General features: G+C 48.0%; 7 protein-coding genes. All 7 read right to left on the bottom strand.

Going from position 1 to position 15,803, the window contains the following annotated elements:
• Window positions 1–20: 20 nt before the first annotated feature.
• Window positions 21–2,705, bottom strand: a complete 2,685-nt coding sequence (locus ONT18_RS14065; protein WP_264906285.1) for a DUF4458 domain-containing protein — start codon at window positions 2,703–2,705, stop codon at window positions 21–23.
• On the bottom strand, window positions 2,705–4,309 hold the full coding sequence (locus tag ONT18_RS14060; protein ID WP_264906284.1) for a DUF5003 domain-containing protein: 1,605 nt from the start codon (window positions 4,307–4,309) through the stop codon (window positions 2,705–2,707). The genes ONT18_RS14065 and ONT18_RS14060 overlap by 1 nt, the downstream gene beginning before the upstream one ends.
• 53 nt (window positions 4,310–4,362) lie before the next feature.
• On the bottom strand, window positions 4,363–5,265 hold the full coding sequence (locus ONT18_RS14055; RefSeq protein WP_264906283.1) for a DUF4984 domain-containing protein: 903 nt from the start codon (window positions 5,263–5,265) through the stop codon (window positions 4,363–4,365).
• A 15-nt stretch (window positions 5,266–5,280) separates the two neighbouring features.
• Window positions 5,281–6,807, bottom strand: a complete 1,527-nt coding sequence (locus tag ONT18_RS14050; RefSeq protein WP_264906281.1) for a RagB/SusD family nutrient uptake outer membrane protein — start codon at window positions 6,805–6,807, stop codon at window positions 5,281–5,283.
• Window positions 6,808–6,825: 18 nt separating this feature from the next.
• Window positions 6,826–9,762: a SusC/RagA family TonB-linked outer membrane protein gene (locus tag ONT18_RS14045; RefSeq protein ID WP_264906279.1), complete on the bottom strand. Its 2,937-nt coding sequence runs from the start codon at window positions 9,760–9,762 to the stop codon at window positions 6,826–6,828.
• A 547-nt stretch (window positions 9,763–10,309) separates the two neighbouring features.
• Window positions 10,310–13,189: a two-component regulator propeller domain-containing protein gene (locus ONT18_RS14040; RefSeq protein ID WP_264906277.1), complete on the bottom strand. Its 2,880-nt coding sequence runs from the start codon at window positions 13,187–13,189 to the stop codon at window positions 10,310–10,312.
• 155 nt (window positions 13,190–13,344) lie between these two features.
• Window positions 13,345–15,795: a glycoside hydrolase family 2 TIM barrel-domain containing protein gene (locus tag ONT18_RS14035; RefSeq protein ID WP_264906275.1), complete on the bottom strand. Its 2,451-nt coding sequence runs from the start codon at window positions 15,793–15,795 to the stop codon at window positions 13,345–13,347.
• Window positions 15,796–15,803 lie beyond the last annotated feature (8 nt).

Here is a 15,803-nt window from a genome sequence, read left to right as displayed (position 1 = left end):
TTACTACTTTCTTATAGGGTTTAATTTTCGAGATCCAAAGCATCGCAACCGCGGATGTCCTGATTCTTGTCGTAGAACAGCTTATACATACCTGCCTTGATGTATGGGCAGACGCTGGTTACATCGATAGAGATGTTAGGGTTGTCTGCGATATTCAGGATATAAAGGTGAGAGGTCAGTGTCTCTTCTACCTTACGGATATCGTTGGAACCAATCTGGAACTGGATCAGACTCGGACAGGTTGTGATTCCTGTAGGCCATGTACGCAGGCAACGCTGGTCGTTATTCTCATCACGCTGGTGGTTGATGGCAAAGGCACGGAGCACGGCACTGTTCAATGGCTGGGTTGGCACCTCGGTGAAGCAGTTGTAGCTCAAGTCCATATTGGTAATGTATGGCAATGTGGTTGAGCGGAAGTCATCAGAGAGGGATGTCAGCTTGTTGAATCGGAGGTCGATGACCTGCAGAAGATAAGCCTTCTTGCCCTTGATGGAACCCTTAGGAATGGTACGCATCTGGTTGGCGCTCAAATCGATGGTTGTGATTGGCGAACCGGCTGTAAACAACTCAGAAGGGAACTTCTCTATCTTATTGTTTGACAGACTGACTGAAGCTGCATTGATACCCTTGTAGGTTCCATGACTCTTATCTACACCTGTAATCTCGTTGTAAGAGAAGTCTACAGAACCCATCTCGCGAACCGAACTTGCATCGAAGATATTCGGAATCTTCTTCAGTTTGTTATGAGCGAAGGTCAGACTCTCTACATCATCTGTAAAGGCACAGAGATTAGCAGGAATCTCTTCAATCTGGTTGTTGTTCAGATAGAGAGAAGAAAGAGCTACCTCAGAACCGAACGGATGCAACTTCTTGATGTTGTTGTAAGCCAAGTCGAGCAGACCGAGGTTCACCATCTTGCTCAAGGCTGATGACTCAGGGAACTCCTCCAGGTTGTTGTAACTCATATAGAGAATCTGAAGCGTCTTGCCGGTCTTCTCGTTAGCCAGACGAGTCCAGTCGTTTCTCAACTGGTTGGCTGAGATACCCTTGCATCGTGCCAGGTTCATCGCCTGCAATTTAGGGAGATTATAGTAGAAGTCTGGAATGCGACTGATCTTCGGACAGTTGTAAAGCTCGATATCGGTCAGGTTTTCCATCTTGTCCCAATCCTCATCCTTAAACTCCTGTGCAAACTTACCATAAACAGGATCGTCAGCATTGTAGAACTTCGCACAAACCTCATCGGATGTGATAGAAGAGTTACCGATATAGAACTGCTGCAACTTAGTCAGACGGTAGATAGCCTTTGAAATACCGCTAATGCGGTTGGTCAATGTACCGATCTGCGCATCCTTCAGGTTGATGCGGCTGTCCTTCTTGATTCTGTTCTTCGGTGCCACCTTAGGATCAGAGTTGTAGCTTTTTACAATCATCTCCGACATGTTGGCACGTGGGTCATACTTCAGGAACTTATTCTCATAGTCGTGACGCATGCTGCTCTTCTTTGCAGCAGTCAGACTGTTTGCATCGTAATCATTGAAAATGTTGGCACCAATCTTCTCATCGTGAGAACCGAGGTTGAGCACCTGGAGTTCTGTCAGCTGTCCGATGGCATCAGGTACGATTCCCTTTGCACCGAAACCGGCGATGATGAGACCGATGACACGGCCGTTGCTGTTGAGCGTTACGCCCGGCTGTTCGCCCCACATATCGAGTTCCTTGTTGAAGTTCCAGTTTGCTCCCTTGAAGGTAGCATCGCCATAGAAGCTCCACTCCTTACCCTGGAGAGATTCCCAGATTGCCTTCAAAGCCTCATAGTCCTTGATATACTCCTTTGTCTTAGAAAGGAGGATAGGCACCTGCGCTTTATCATTGAGCTGATTGTCCTCTATAATGAAAGCCTCGCCCTTTACAGGCTGAGTCTCATACTTGGTCTTCACCGCACCTGTCTTGCCGTAGGTGGTATATGAGGTAACCTGATAAGTACCGGCAGGCAGCCATACGGTAGAATCGCAGTAAGCTGTCCCTGTGTCCATATACTTATCGTTCTCATTGTCTGGATTCTGATGCTCTTCGCTAGACTCCTTATATTTCACCTTCAGTTCAGGGAAGGTATAGGTCTCACGGGTAAAGAGGTTGGTTACGCTGACGTCAACGAGACGGATGTTAGAGAAGAGATACTCAGTACCACCGGCACGGGTCTTCTCCCACTCCTTCACGAGATTGAACTTCACCTTACCACGCTCCACAGTCTCCACCATGAGGTTCTGTACTTCCAGACCGCCACCTACTACAGTAAATGTTTCGCCGGCAGAAGAAGCCAGCAACTCCTCGTCTACAGCATCATAGAGATAGAAACCGATGACGGTGTAAGTACCCGAAGCGAGTTGCAGTTTTTCACTTCTCAGACCATACTCAGCATTCTCTGAATTATAAGAATTGAGCACCAGTGTCTGAGACACAGTTGTACCATTGTGCTCCATGACCACCTTAATTTTCTTGGCATCATCCAGTTTTTCAAGTTTGTCAAGGGCAGTAGCACGGGTAGCTCTAGAAGAAACCTTCTTGCTGAGCTTGAACTGCACATATCCGTATGTGCCGTCCCAGCCTCCGGTTTCATCATCCGAGCAACTTGTTGCTGCAAAGGTCAGGAGAGAGACCAAGAGCAACAAGAGTGCCTTTGAAAATATTTTCATCCTGTTCATTACTTTCTAATTTTTCTGATAGAAGTATGTTTCTTACTTTTATTATAGGTAGGCTCTACTACAAGAACCTTCACCACCTTGCCATGATCCTGGAAAGCCATGAACACCGGAGCTGTCTCTGGGAGTCGGAAAGAGAATACCCAGTTTTCATTCTCATCCATGCCTGGCTCTGGAACGATTTCCTTACCATCGCTACCTATCATATAGAGATAACCCGTCTCCATCATGGTAGTAGGATCCCAATCCTTGATGTTAGGGTTTACAGTAAGCGAAGAACCTACTCCTGCCGAAGCAACATAGATTTCATCACCATTATAATTGAGGAAACTTGATGCTACTTCTTTATACATACCGTTTACATCCTTTGTACACGCTACATCCTGGTAGTTCATAATCTTGATGGTAGGTGCAGCCGACTCATCGCCTGCCTCTGACTTGTTATCCTTCTGCTCAAGCTCAAGGAGGAAGTAGCGGTCGTAGTCGGTCTTCACTTCTTTGAAGTTGTTTTCCAACATTCCGTCAAGACCATTCTCCAGGCTCTCGTATTTAGCCTTAGGCAAAGCATAAACAACAAACTTGCGGCTACCACTTGTCAATGGAGCAACAGTAAGCTTCATGTTGCCCTTCTCGCCCTTAAGCTGAACAGCACCTGTCTGATCTTCCTTCAAGACCTCATTATCTTTCTCGCCAGCTTTCTCGAACACCACAAGCTGGATGTCGTCGTTAAGCACCTTGATTGGGAAAGGAAGATAGTTGTGATAGGTAAAGTCGTTTGACGACTCGCCTGTAAGATTTGAGCTGTTCTGTGTGAACAACTTGCCGTCCAACGACACGGTCCATACAGCCCATGGCGTTTTTGTAGGATGTTTGATATTGATATCATCAGAAGCCATACCATTATAATATACAGGGATTGTAACCTCTGCCTTGCCATCCTGCGAAGCAAATGTGATAGACTCGCCCTCGCTCTTGTCAATGGCATACTTGGCGTTCTTTACACCTTCCTTGAACATTACGCCACCAGCAACCTCCTTGTTAGGAACACCTACCATGAAGCCGCCCTCAAGCTCTACCCACTCTGGGGTGTTGGTTACGGCGAAACGAAAGTTTGACTCAACATAGAACTTGCTGTACTTGTTGTAGCCTGCCTCAATACCAGTCTCGGTAATGTTGATAGGATCGGCATCAGGACTTGTGCGCACAAACACCTTCAGTTTATAGCCGTCAGCAGAACGATGAATCTCTGCGATGGTCACTTCCTGACCACCCATCTTCAAGTTCAACTGAGCAACACTCAAATTCTTGCTGGCATCATCATCTGTAAGAGTAACCTTAACTGTCTGCTTACCTGCAGTACCATTGATTACAAAACCATTCTCTGCATCATTCTGGGCAATCTTACACCAGATTTTGTTAGAAGAGAGACTCCAGCTCTCATTCGCATCAAATGTAAATTCTTTCACATCACCGGCAGCTCCAGCAATGGTCTGCACCTGTGGAAACACAGGAGTAACGGCATCGTCGTCGCTCGAACAAGCCGAGAACATGCACACAGACACGAGTGCCACAAGTGCGAGCCAATATTTTGAAATTAACTTATTCATATTGTTCTTTTGTTATTTTTAATTGAATATATCTGCATTTGAAAACCGAAGGCTTAATATCCTTGTTCTTTCAATTTCTCTGCTTCTGCATCGCTGATCCATTCATACATGGTGATGAAGGTTCCTACGTTGCCGTAGGTTGAACCATCCTTGTTGTCAACACTCATGTTGACATACTGCAATACATAGTTCTGGCAGGTGTTATAATAAGAGGTATAGAGAGAAGGCTGGCTGATGCGCAACTTGCCGTCTCCATAGATGGTACCGAACGCCTCGCCGGTTTCACCAGCTATCTGGTCGTCCATCTCTACCTTTGGCTCAAGCATGTTCTTGGTATTGAACTTCAACTTCAGGTTGTAGCCCTTATAGTAAACATCCTTCAGCAGAACGGTATTCTCCTCGCCTTCCACCACCTCGGTCTTGATCAGACGGTTGGTTACGTTGTTCAGATACTTGCTGTAGAAGGTAGATGTTACCATGCACCAGCCTGAGAAGTTGTGGATATCGAAAGGACAAGACTTCTGCATTACCACGTGGGCATAGTCCTTATAGAGATTTGTCCAGTTATACTTCTCCGGAATCACCAGTTTCAAGGTGAAGCCGAGCGAGTCGGTCTTGCCGATGTTATCATAGATACCCTGAACCTTCACATTTCCTACCATCTCGCCCGCCTTGATTGTAACGGTGTTGTTGAGGATGCGGTAATGCTTACCCTCGATGGCATTGCTCTGCTTGTCTACTACCTCCACGCCGAAGGTGCGGTCGTAGTCAGCTTTTTCGGTTGCTGATACAGGCACATTGAAAACCTCATTGCTTTCCTGTACAGCATACTGATAGAGCGTATCAGAGAACATGATATGACTTGGACCAGCATAAGTGGTATAATCCTGTGAACAACTCACAAGAGCGATGAGTGCAGCTACGGCTGCCAAACATCCCATCATTATTTTCTTCATGATCGTCTCCTTATTTTATTTGTTACTTTCATTAGGCTGAATCTCAGAACCTGGTGCCTCAAGCTCATGCTGAGGAATTGGCCAGACAAAGAGAGGGTCATCCTTTTCAACCTTCAGACTGCTCTGCACGAAGTTGGCAGCAGGCTGGTCGGCAGCCTTACGCTCAAATCCCTTGTGCCAGCGCTTGAGGTCGTTCAGACGGAAGCCTTCCATATAGAGTTCCTTCACGCGCTCTGCCTCAATTATCTTCATGGCGTTGCTCTCGCTCATCGAGGTGTTACCACCATAAGATGAGTAGCGGGCTGTACGCAAGGTAGAGATGTCCTTACCTGCCTTACCATATTCCTCCTTCATGGCGTAAGCCTCAGCACGTATCAGATACTGCTCTGACAGACGGAATACCATTGGCTGGTGAACATGCAGGATATTGTTGTTCAGGAATTCTGCATCGCCGAAATACTTGCTCAGCAAAGGCCACTGCAAACCGTGCTCATAACCTGTTACACGGGTTGTGAAGATGGCTGCAGCACGGAGGTCATTGCTGTCGAATGAGTTGATGACCCATGTCTCAGGCACATAGTCTGGACGATAAGTTACATAGTTGTAGTTATCGAAGATAGTACCCAGTGCACCGCCATAGCTGTTCACGGTGAAGCCTACCTTCCAGATAGCCTCACGCGAATCACCATAGGTCCAGATATACTTATAATCGTTCACCTGGTTTGAATAGGTGTTGGAAGAAGCCTTCTCCAATGTATAATACTTACTGCCGATTACCTTAGATGCATACTTGATGGCATCATCATACTTGTGCATATATAAGGATACGCGCGCACGCAAGGCATGACAGGTATACTCGTTGAAGTAAATCTCGTTGTAGAGACTTCCAGAGAAGTCCTCGTCTATCTTCAGATATTCGGCAGCCTTGTCAAGGTCTCTCAATACGAAATCGTATGATTCCTTCAGAGTGGCTCTTTTCTGTGGCTCATTGCCGTAATAGTGCTCTGTGAGTACAACGCCGAGTTCCTTCGCAGCCTGCTCATCGCTGTCATAAGCCTTGCAGAAACACTTGATCAGTTCTGAATAAGCCAGGGCACGGGCAAAATAAGCCTCGCCCTCACACTGCTCCAACTTGTCGAGTTCCTTATCACTGTTGGTGTTTGCCTTCACCTTATCTACATTATCGAGCAGGAAGTTGGCATTGTTGATAACACCATAAAGATCGGCATATACCGCCTCGATATCGGTGTTGGTAGCCTTGATATCTTTCCAACGGTAGATATCGCCATAGGCATTAGAGTAGCCCTTCACGCAGTACACGAAGTCTGCCTGCAGATCTGGCAGGATTGTCAGATTGCCCGAATAGAGGGCGCTGCTCTTGAAACTGTCGTAGATACCGTACACCAGCTTGTCTATGTCGCCTACCGTGTTGATAGCCTGGTCCATGCGGATAGAATCCTCAGGATACTTATCAAGACAGGAAGACATCGAGAGGGCTAGGATTCCCGACAGGATGTATGTCTTTATATTTTTGATATTCATTTTTTTCTCCTTTCTTGGTTAGAATTGCAATTCAACACCCAGAGTAAACTGGCGTGATGCCGGATACTGTGCCTGGTAAATATTGGATGAAACCTCAGGATCCAGACCGTTGAAACCGGTTACGGTGAAGAGGTTCTGTGCCTGACCGTAGATTCTGACCATAGAGAAGAAGTTGGTCTTGCGCAACAAACTCTGTGGCAATGAATAGGACAGACTGAGATTCTTCAGACGGAGGAACGATGCATTCTCCAAGAAGCGGTCGTCGAGCTGGGTTACCTCGCCCCAACGTGGGATGTCGGTAATATCGCCCGGCTGCTTCCAACGGTCGTACAACAGACGGTTTGACTGGTTGTAAGCAGTACCGAAGGTTACACCGCTCTCCTCGAAGTAACGGTCGTTGTTGATCACATAGCGTGTACCAATCCAGCTGAACTGGGCAGAAAGCTGCAAGCCCTTCCAACGGAAGCTTGTACCGAAACCGCCCATCCAAGGTGCATCATAGGTCTTGCCTGTCATCACCTTGTCGCTCTCGCGGAACTCGTTGGTTACGTTGCCATCCTTATCATACCAGAGCTGTTCACCATTCGCTGGATTCACACCGGCATAACGGTTCAGGAAGAACTCGCTTACTGAGTGACCTACCACATACTTCAAACCGGTAGTTGAGTTTACATACTCGGTTACACCGTTATAGAGTTCCTTCAATCGGTTCTGGTTGTAAGATACGTTGGCACTTACATTCCAGGTGAAGTCGCGTGTGCGGATTACATCACCGTCAGCGCTCAGCTCGATACCCTTGTTAGCCATCACACCTACGTTCTTCCAGCGATAGCCCTCGCCGGTAACGGTGTAAGACTCAGGAACGCGCATCAGCATATTGGAGGTACGCTTGTAGTAAGCCTCGAAGCTGAAGTTGATTCTGTCGAGGAAACCAAGACGGAGGGCGAAGTTGTTAGCCCAGGTTGACTCCCAACCCAATTCCTCGTTACCACTCTGTGATGGAGAGAAACCGGCAGTATTATCGTAGTTGGCACCACCAGAAACCAAAGCCAGGTGATAATAGTTAGGAATCTCAGAGTTACCCGATGTACCGGTACTTACGGCAATCTGGGCTGTGCTGAGCCACTTCATATCCTTCAGCCAGTCGGTAGACTTCACGTTGTACATGAAACCGAGCGACCAGAATGTACCCCAGCGATGATCCTTACCGAAACGTGAAGAAGCATCGGTACGCAGAGAGAAGTCGGCATAGTAGAGCTCCTTATAGTTATACTCGCCACGCATGAAGAATGACAGGTAAGAGTAGTCAGAAGATGAATCTGCCCAGCGGCTGGCACGTGTACCTGATGATACATTGGTCAGGAGGTCGCTGGTCTGACCCTTGGAATATACCTGGAAACCCTCTGAGTGGAAATTGACAGCCTCCTGACCCAGCATCACGTTGAACGAATGGATATCGTTCAGAGTGAAACGGTAGTTAGCCGTAGTGGTCTCTGTCAGGTTGATGGCATCGCTGCTCTGGCGTGCCGCAGTACCCTGTCCGTTATTTGAAGAGAGACTTGGGAACGACTGGAGGAACGCTGTAGAATGGGTGAAATCGGCACCGAACTGAGTACGGATAGTCAGATTCTCTATCGGATAGATTTCAGCATACATGGTAGAGAGTACCTTATATTTCTTGTTCTTGATAGGATTCAAGCCCATGTAAACGATAGGGTTCTCGCTGGTTCCAGCCCAGTTGCCTGCAGCAAGTGAAGCCAGACTTCCATCCTTGGCATAAGGATTCCAGTAAGGCAGCATGAATCGGCATGCTGAGATAGGAGTAACGGTAGTATAGCTTCCGTCGTCAGCCTGCTGAGCCTCCTCATAGGCAGCCATGGTGTTGGTACCAACCTTCAACCACTTGCCAGCCTTTACATCAGCATTGGTGCGGATGTTGTAACGGCGGAAGGTTGAATTCTGTGCGATACCGTCCTGATCGTAGAAACCACCAGAAACATAGTAGTTCAAGCGATCGGTAGCACGGTTGATAGAGAGTTCGTAGCTCTGCAGCGGAGCGCGGTCGTTGAACACCTCGTCCAGCCAGTTTACGTTTACTCTTGAAAGGAGATTGTAATCCTTACCTGTATCCAGACCTACTTCTTTCTCAAACAGGATACGCTCATTGGTATTCATCATCTTCCAGTTGGTCTGTGCCAACTCAGAGAAACCATACTGTGCACGGAGCGTAATCTTCGCCTGGTCCATTGACAAGCCTCGCTTGGAAGTGATGACAACCACACCATTGGCAGCACGTGCACCATAGATAGAGGTAGAAGAGGCATCTTTCAATACAGAGATACTTTCGATGTCGTTAGGACTCAAGGTGTTGAAATCAGAACTTGAGATTGGCACGCCGTCGAGGATAAAGAGTGGCGACTTGCCGGAGTTGATAGAGTTGGTACCACGGATTTGGAAGGTAGCCGCCTTGCTAGGTTCACCCGAAGAAGAGATGACCTGCAAACCAGTACTCTGTCCCTGCAAAGCTTGGTCGAAGCTTGCCGCCGGCACATTTTCTATCTTTTCAGACTTTACGGCAGACACAGAACCCGCAATGGTTCCCTTCTTTCTCACGCCATACGCCACCACGACCACTTCATCCATCATCTTGGAATCCGAAGCAAGGGTGATGTTGAGCGTATTTGTCTGCGCTTTCACAACGTGCTTCTGCGTAACGCAACCCACATAAGAGTAGGCAAGCGTAGCCTTCGAAGCACCCTTAATTTCGATGGTATAGTTACCGTCAATATCGGTCACTACGCCATTTGATGTTCCCTCTTGCATAATGGTCACACCAATCATCGGTTCGTTGTCTTCAGCAGACACGACTGTACCCTTGACGCTGAAACTCTGCGCCAAGACCGATTGGATAGACAACAATACAAGTGAGACAAGTAAAAGAGTTAATCTTCTCATCCTTGTTTGTTTCAAGTTTATTAATTAATAATTATCATTTTTTTCTCGTTTTTTTCTCGTTTGGTAAAAGCCGAAAGCACTCAGGGCAACACTTCGCCCCTCCATTTATACATTCTTTCACTAATATGCACGCATGGAAATACCTATTTAACTTAAATCGGTGCAAAATTACGAATATTTTCTTATTTGCCCAAGATAATCGCTTAAAATTTAAATGTTTGATATGAAATATCTATGTTTTTTAGCATATATGTTCATAAATTTAGTTAATTGTCGATTTTTTGTCACATCCGATTACTATTTGCAAAAACAAGTTCAATACACACCTTTTTTGTTTCTATGCAGCCGTTTTCATAAAGCTGAAATTACGTCCCGACGTAGCTTGTACTACGTCGGGACGTATCTTTTGCTGCGTCGGGACGTAGCAAATGCTACATCGGGACGCATTTTTTACTGCATCGGAACGTATTTTATCAGTTGACGCAAGTAGTTCAGTCAGCTGACGCAAGTAGCTCAGTCAGCAGGCAAACGGAAGCACATCATTTATTTACCTCTTCACCTTCATGTATTCCGTAGGAGTCATGCCATACTCCTTGGAGAAGCATTTGGAGAAATAGCTGCTGTTGGAAAAACCAACGGTATACATCACCTCGGAAACACTGAACTTGCCCTGGCTCAGGAGCTCGGCAGCACGGCTCATACGCATCTCACGGATATACTCTACAGGCGTACGGCCCGTTATCGCCTTCGTCTTGCGATACAGCTGCTTGCCACCTATACCTATCACATCCTGCAACATCGAAACATTGAAGTCGGAATCAATCATGTGCTTCTCTATCGCCTCATTGATCTCTTCGAGCAGACGCTTGTCTGACACATCCAACTCGCTGACATCTACTTCCTTCTTTTCCTCTTCAGAAGATTCAGAGCGTGCAGGAACTGGTTCTGAGGATGATGACTCAGGCTCAGATACAGGCGAAGCGGATAACCCAGTGGCAACAGAAGATGACACATCAGGTATCTTCACGTTCAGGTAGCGGACCATCAGAGCAGTCACCTCATCAAATGAATGATGAGCCACGGCAGCCTTCAAATCTTCCGTCAGACGGTTGAAGAAGTCCATACGCATCTGTACCTGCTCCAACACCTCAGCCTTCTGCTTCTGGGCATCAGCCAGTTCCTTGCGCAGGAAATACCAGCTTACCAGCCATGCCACAAACACGATGAGTGCCGTGATATAGAAGAGCTTGCACCACCAGGAGAGATACCAAGGCGGCAGGACGGAGATATCGAGCGAATAAACCTCGGCAGCTATCTTGCCTTCACCATCCACGGCATGAACCGTAAGATGATAATCGCCATACGACAAACCATTATAGGTGATATCGATATTGCCGGAGTTCAGATAATGCCAGTCGTGGTCGCTGCCTTCGAGTTTGTAAGCATAAACGGCTGAAGGATGATCAGCAAAAGGAAGGTCGGTGAGCTGCAGGGTGAAGTTGTTCTCATCACTCTTCAGTTTCAGGATTTCTCCACGCTCCTCACAAGCCTGTCCGTTTACGATGATTCCAGCCAGCATCAGGCGGGTAAACTGCTTAGGCTTCTGTGCTACATCGGAACTGATTGCCACATAGCCGTCATTGCCGCCCATCATTACCTCATGAGTCTGTCTGCTGTAACAGATGTTGAACGGCACAACAGAAGGAATCATGAAGCGCTGGCTCTCGCCCTGTGGATTGATTACGCAGCATTCATTGCCCGATACCACCCATATCTTGCCTTCCACATCGCACATGGTACTTACCTTGCCACCAATCTGCCATGTCTTGGAAGAAAAACTGTTACCCAGCACAGAACCGGCTGCATAATAACAGGTTACCGAACTGTTATCACCCATCCAGATATTGCCCTTGCTGTCTGCCATCAGATAGTTGACAACATCTGAGTTAGCTACCTGCACCACCTTCATATCGTTCGGATTGATGCAGTCGAGACGGGTATAGGTAGAAACCCAAATCCTACCCTTTCCATCCATCACCATCTGACCTACATGCAGACCTGAGAGCGCATTCTTTCCCTTGTCCGAGTAATGCCAGTCGGCTATGGTCTTGCCGCTCAGAAGAGCCGCCTTATCCATCACGAAGACACCACCCTGATAAGAACCCATCCATATCCTGCCCTTCTTGTCCTGGAGAATATCGTAAGCCCAGGCAGTAGAATACTTGCCACTCTTATCGTAGACGATGAAATTGCGCATCTGACGGGAACTGCGGTCATAGAAGTTGATGCCATGGTCGGTACAGATCCATACATCGCCGTCATGGTCTTCATAAATCTTGCGTACACGGTTATGACTCAGCGGGAAGGCAGAGCTGTTCTGCTTGTACCATGCCACATTCTGATAACCATCAGCATTCCGGGTGAAATGAATCAGACCGTTGGTACCGCCCATCCACCATTCGCCGTTACGGGTCTGGAGCATGGCATGGAGACAGTTGCCCTCACCCGACATCGTAATCTTATCGAGCGATACATAGCGGTAATAGGTATGGGTAGTGAGACGGGAGAGACCATTATCGGTACCCACCCATACATTCTGCCATTTATCTACAAAGCAAGCCCAGACGATGTTGTTAGGAATAGAAGCATCATCGCGGGAATCGTGGATATAATGGGTGATGGCATTGGAGAGTGCCATCTGATAGAGTCCGTTATCTGTTCCGATATAGAGATTGCCGGCAGCATCTGTAGAAAGACATTTGATGGAATTGCCGTTGAGAGCTGGAATCTGTGAGAAGTTCCTGAGCTGCAGGTCGGCACAATAGAGAGCGCCCTCGGTACCAATCCAGTAGCATCGGCGCTTGGCATCATAGGCGAGCGCATTAACCAGCGGCTGTTCTCCAGCACGGAGCGGAATCAGTCTGCCGCCGAGATGCAGACCAGCAAGCGAACCTACGAGCAAGCCTCGCGGAGTAGAGAGCAAGGCATAGACATCACCACCGAAGTCAGTCTTACCGCCCTTGATATCGAGCACACGGAGTTCCTTCAGCTGCTTGCGCTTCGCCTCATCGGCAAAAGCCTTCATGGCTGGTGTTTCGGCATATTGATAAGATTGCGTATCGAATTTCAGGATGCCGTTGCCAGTAGCCAGATAGAGCATTCTGCCCTCGAAACCGAGCGCATTGACACGCGTATTGCTGAATGTATGTTCCTGAAAATGGCGGTAGCCATGATAACCATCATAGCTGTAAAGACCATTGTCGGTTCCGAGCCATATCATTCCATCACTGTCCTGGGTAATGGCACAAACGGACTGAGCACCTTCAAGGGAGGTGTTAACGAAACGCTGCGCATGGATGGCGAGCGAAACAAAGAGCATAGCAATTGCCATGCTGATGCGGTATATAGGTTCTGTTGACTTTTTCATGTGTGCAAATTTACACAATATTCATGATAACGCCAAAAAATATCGGAGAAAATTCATAAAAAAAAGAATCCCCTGGAAAAATAGCCGCTGCTATTCCCAGAGGATCCGATATAAACTATATACTTTATAACCAACCGAAATCGGTCTCAGTCTTCTTATATTGCCTGGAGCGTAATCGACTTTTCGATATTTCGCTTGCTGTCTTTTACCTTCAGAATGATGTTGCCCTTCTGCTTGCTGCTCTGTACGATGACAACGAGTTTGCCGGAGAAGAGTTTCATCTGAGGCTGGGTGAACGGTTCGAGCGATGTGGCATCGCCGTTGCAGGCTGCCTTGAAAGTGCCGGCACCACTCACCTCGAAGGTCAGTTCGTCATCGGCAAGCGGACATTCATTGCCGTCCTTATCCTGCAGACTCACGGTGATGAAGGCAAGGTCGTTGCCATCGGCATTCAGAAGCACATTGTGCTCATCGCTACAGCCTTCTACCATGCAGGCAATAGGCTCATGATCAGGTGTTTCTACACTGAACTTCATCTGTGCAGGCTCGCCGGCAGTACGCTTCACGTCCTCGCCCACCTTATCGCCATACTGGTTGTAGGTAACCACGCGAATCTCACCCGGTTCATACTTCACATTGTTCCAGCGCAGACGGTAGCGGTCGAGGCGGCTTGACTTGTCCTTGCGAACCCTGCCCTGACTCTTGCCATTCACGAAAAGCTCGCCTTCCACACCATCGGTGTAGCAATATACAGGAGTAACCTGTCCTTCCCTGCTCTTCCAGTTCCAGTGAGGAAGAAGATGGGTAGTATGCTGCTGCTCGTTCCAGCGGGCACGATACATATAGTAGCGGTCCTTTGGAAGTCCGGCAAGGTCGCAGATGCCGAAGTAGCTGCTACGGCTTGGCCAGTAGGTATCGTATGGAGTCGGCTCGCCCAGATAGTCGTAACCGGTCCATACAAACTCACCGATTACCCAACTGTAGTCATCCTGCATCTTCCAGTCATCATCAGGAAGATTGCTCCAGGAACAGTACTCGGTATCATAGCTTGAGCACTGACCATCAGGATAGGTAGCCTTATCACTTACCACTACTGGGAACTTGTATACGCCACGGGAGCTGACCGTAGAGGCAGTCTCTGAACCCAAGAGGAAGCCCTGAGGCAACTGCTCAATATTCTTATAATATTTATGTACGCGATAGTTGAAGCCCGGAACGTCCATCACCTGGGCAAATCCACTCTTCAGGGCAGCCTCAGCCTTATCCATACCCTGAGTTACAGGGCGGGATGGGTCGTACTGATGACAGATATCCTGCAGATGCTTGGCTATCTCCATACCCTCCTTGCTCCACTGCTCAGGAATCTCGTTACCGATGCTCCACATCACGATGCTAGGATGATTGCGGTGGTGCTTTACCAGATTAGTGATATCCTTATCGCTCCACTCCTTGAAGAACTTGGCGTAGCCGTTCTTGCATTTAGGATAAATCCACATATCGAAACTCTCTGCCATCACCATCATACCTAGTGAATCGCAGATTTCCATCTGCATGGTAGAAGGCATGTTGTGGGCAGTACGGATAGCGTCGCAACCCATCTGCTTCATCATCTTGATCTGACGGATAAGGGCTGCCTTGTTCTCTGCTGCTCCCAATGGACCGAGGTCGTGGTGCAAACAGACGCCCTTCAGTTTGCGGGTAACGCCATTGAGCTGGAAACCATAATTCTTGGATACCGAGATGGTGCGGATACCGGTCTTCAGGGTCTGGACATCAGCCACCTTCTTTCCTTCATATCGGGTAAGCTTTACCTGATAGAGGTAAGGAGATTCCGGAGACCAGAGCTGAGGATTCGCTACCTTCAGGGTAGTCTTGATTTCAGGATTGGCACCTGTGACGGTCTGCTCGGCAACCTTCTTGCCAGCCTCATTCAACAGGGCTATGACGGTCTTGCCCGACTTACCAGTCTTTCCTTCCAGCAGCGCATTTACTTCTACTTCAGCTTCCTGCTTATCAGCCTTCAGGGTACGCACGAAGGTATCCCAGGTAGAGAAGTTTTCGTTGCCATAGAGTTCTACGGAAACCGGACGGTAAAGACCGCCTCCCGGATACCATCGGCTGCTCTCCTCTACATTATTAAGATGTACCTCGATGAGATTACTCTTACCAAACTGGATGAAAGGTGTGATGTCGATGCGGAAGGCATTGTAGCCGTAAGCCCACTTGCCTGCCTCCTTGCCATTGACGCTGACAACAGGCTGGCTCATGGCACCGTCGAAGACGAGTACGGCACGCTTATAGCCCTTAGGAGCCGTCCAGTTCATCTTATACATACCCTCACCTATCCAAGGCAGCGCACCAGAACGTCCCGACTTTTCGGTCTTTTCGGTTTCGCCATTCTGCTCGATGGCCACCATCTGCAGATCCCATTTTTTATCGAAAGGACCCGAGATAGCCCAATCGTGCGGAACAGCTACCTGCTGCCACGCCTTGCCATCACGGGAGAAGTCCCATGAAGGCAGGTTGATAACCTTTCTGCTCTGCGCCTGGCACAGCGTAGTGAGTGCCAGGGCAAGAGTCATGAAAGTAATGCTTCTCTTAATCATATTGCTAT

The organism is Segatella copri (assembly GCF_026015295.1).
Taxonomy (GTDB): Bacteria; Bacteroidota; Bacteroidia; order Bacteroidales; family Bacteroidaceae; genus Prevotella; species Prevotella copri_C.
The sequence above is the reverse complement of the archived record's forward strand: the minus strand, read 5'-3'. Positions and strand labels throughout refer to the sequence as shown.

Bases quoted from the DNA above. Each gene is read 5' to 3' on its own strand.
- ONT18_RS14065 (WP_264906285.1), bottom strand. From the start codon at position 2,705: ATGAACAGGATGAAAATATTTTCAAAGGCACTCTTGTTGCTCTTGGTC.
- ONT18_RS14060 (WP_264906284.1), bottom strand. From the start codon at position 4,309: ATGAATAAGTTAATTTCAAAATATTGGCTCGCACTTGTGGCACTCGTG.
- ONT18_RS14055 (WP_264906283.1), bottom strand. From the start codon at position 5,265: ATGAAGAAAATAATGATGGGATGTTTGGCAGCCGTAGCTGCACTCATC.
- ONT18_RS14050 (WP_264906281.1), bottom strand. From the start codon at position 6,807: ATGAATATCAAAAATATAAAGACATACATCCTGTCGGGAATCCTAGCC.
- ONT18_RS14045 (WP_264906279.1), bottom strand. From the start codon at position 9,762: ATGAGAAGATTAACTCTTTTACTTGTCTCACTTGTATTGTTGTCTATC.
- ONT18_RS14040 (WP_264906277.1), bottom strand. From the start codon at position 13,189: ATGAAAAAGTCAACAGAACCTATATACCGCATCAGCATGGCAATTGCT.
- ONT18_RS14035 (WP_264906275.1), bottom strand. From the start codon at position 15,795: ATGATTAAGAGAAGCATTACTTTCATGACTCTTGCCCTGGCACTCACT.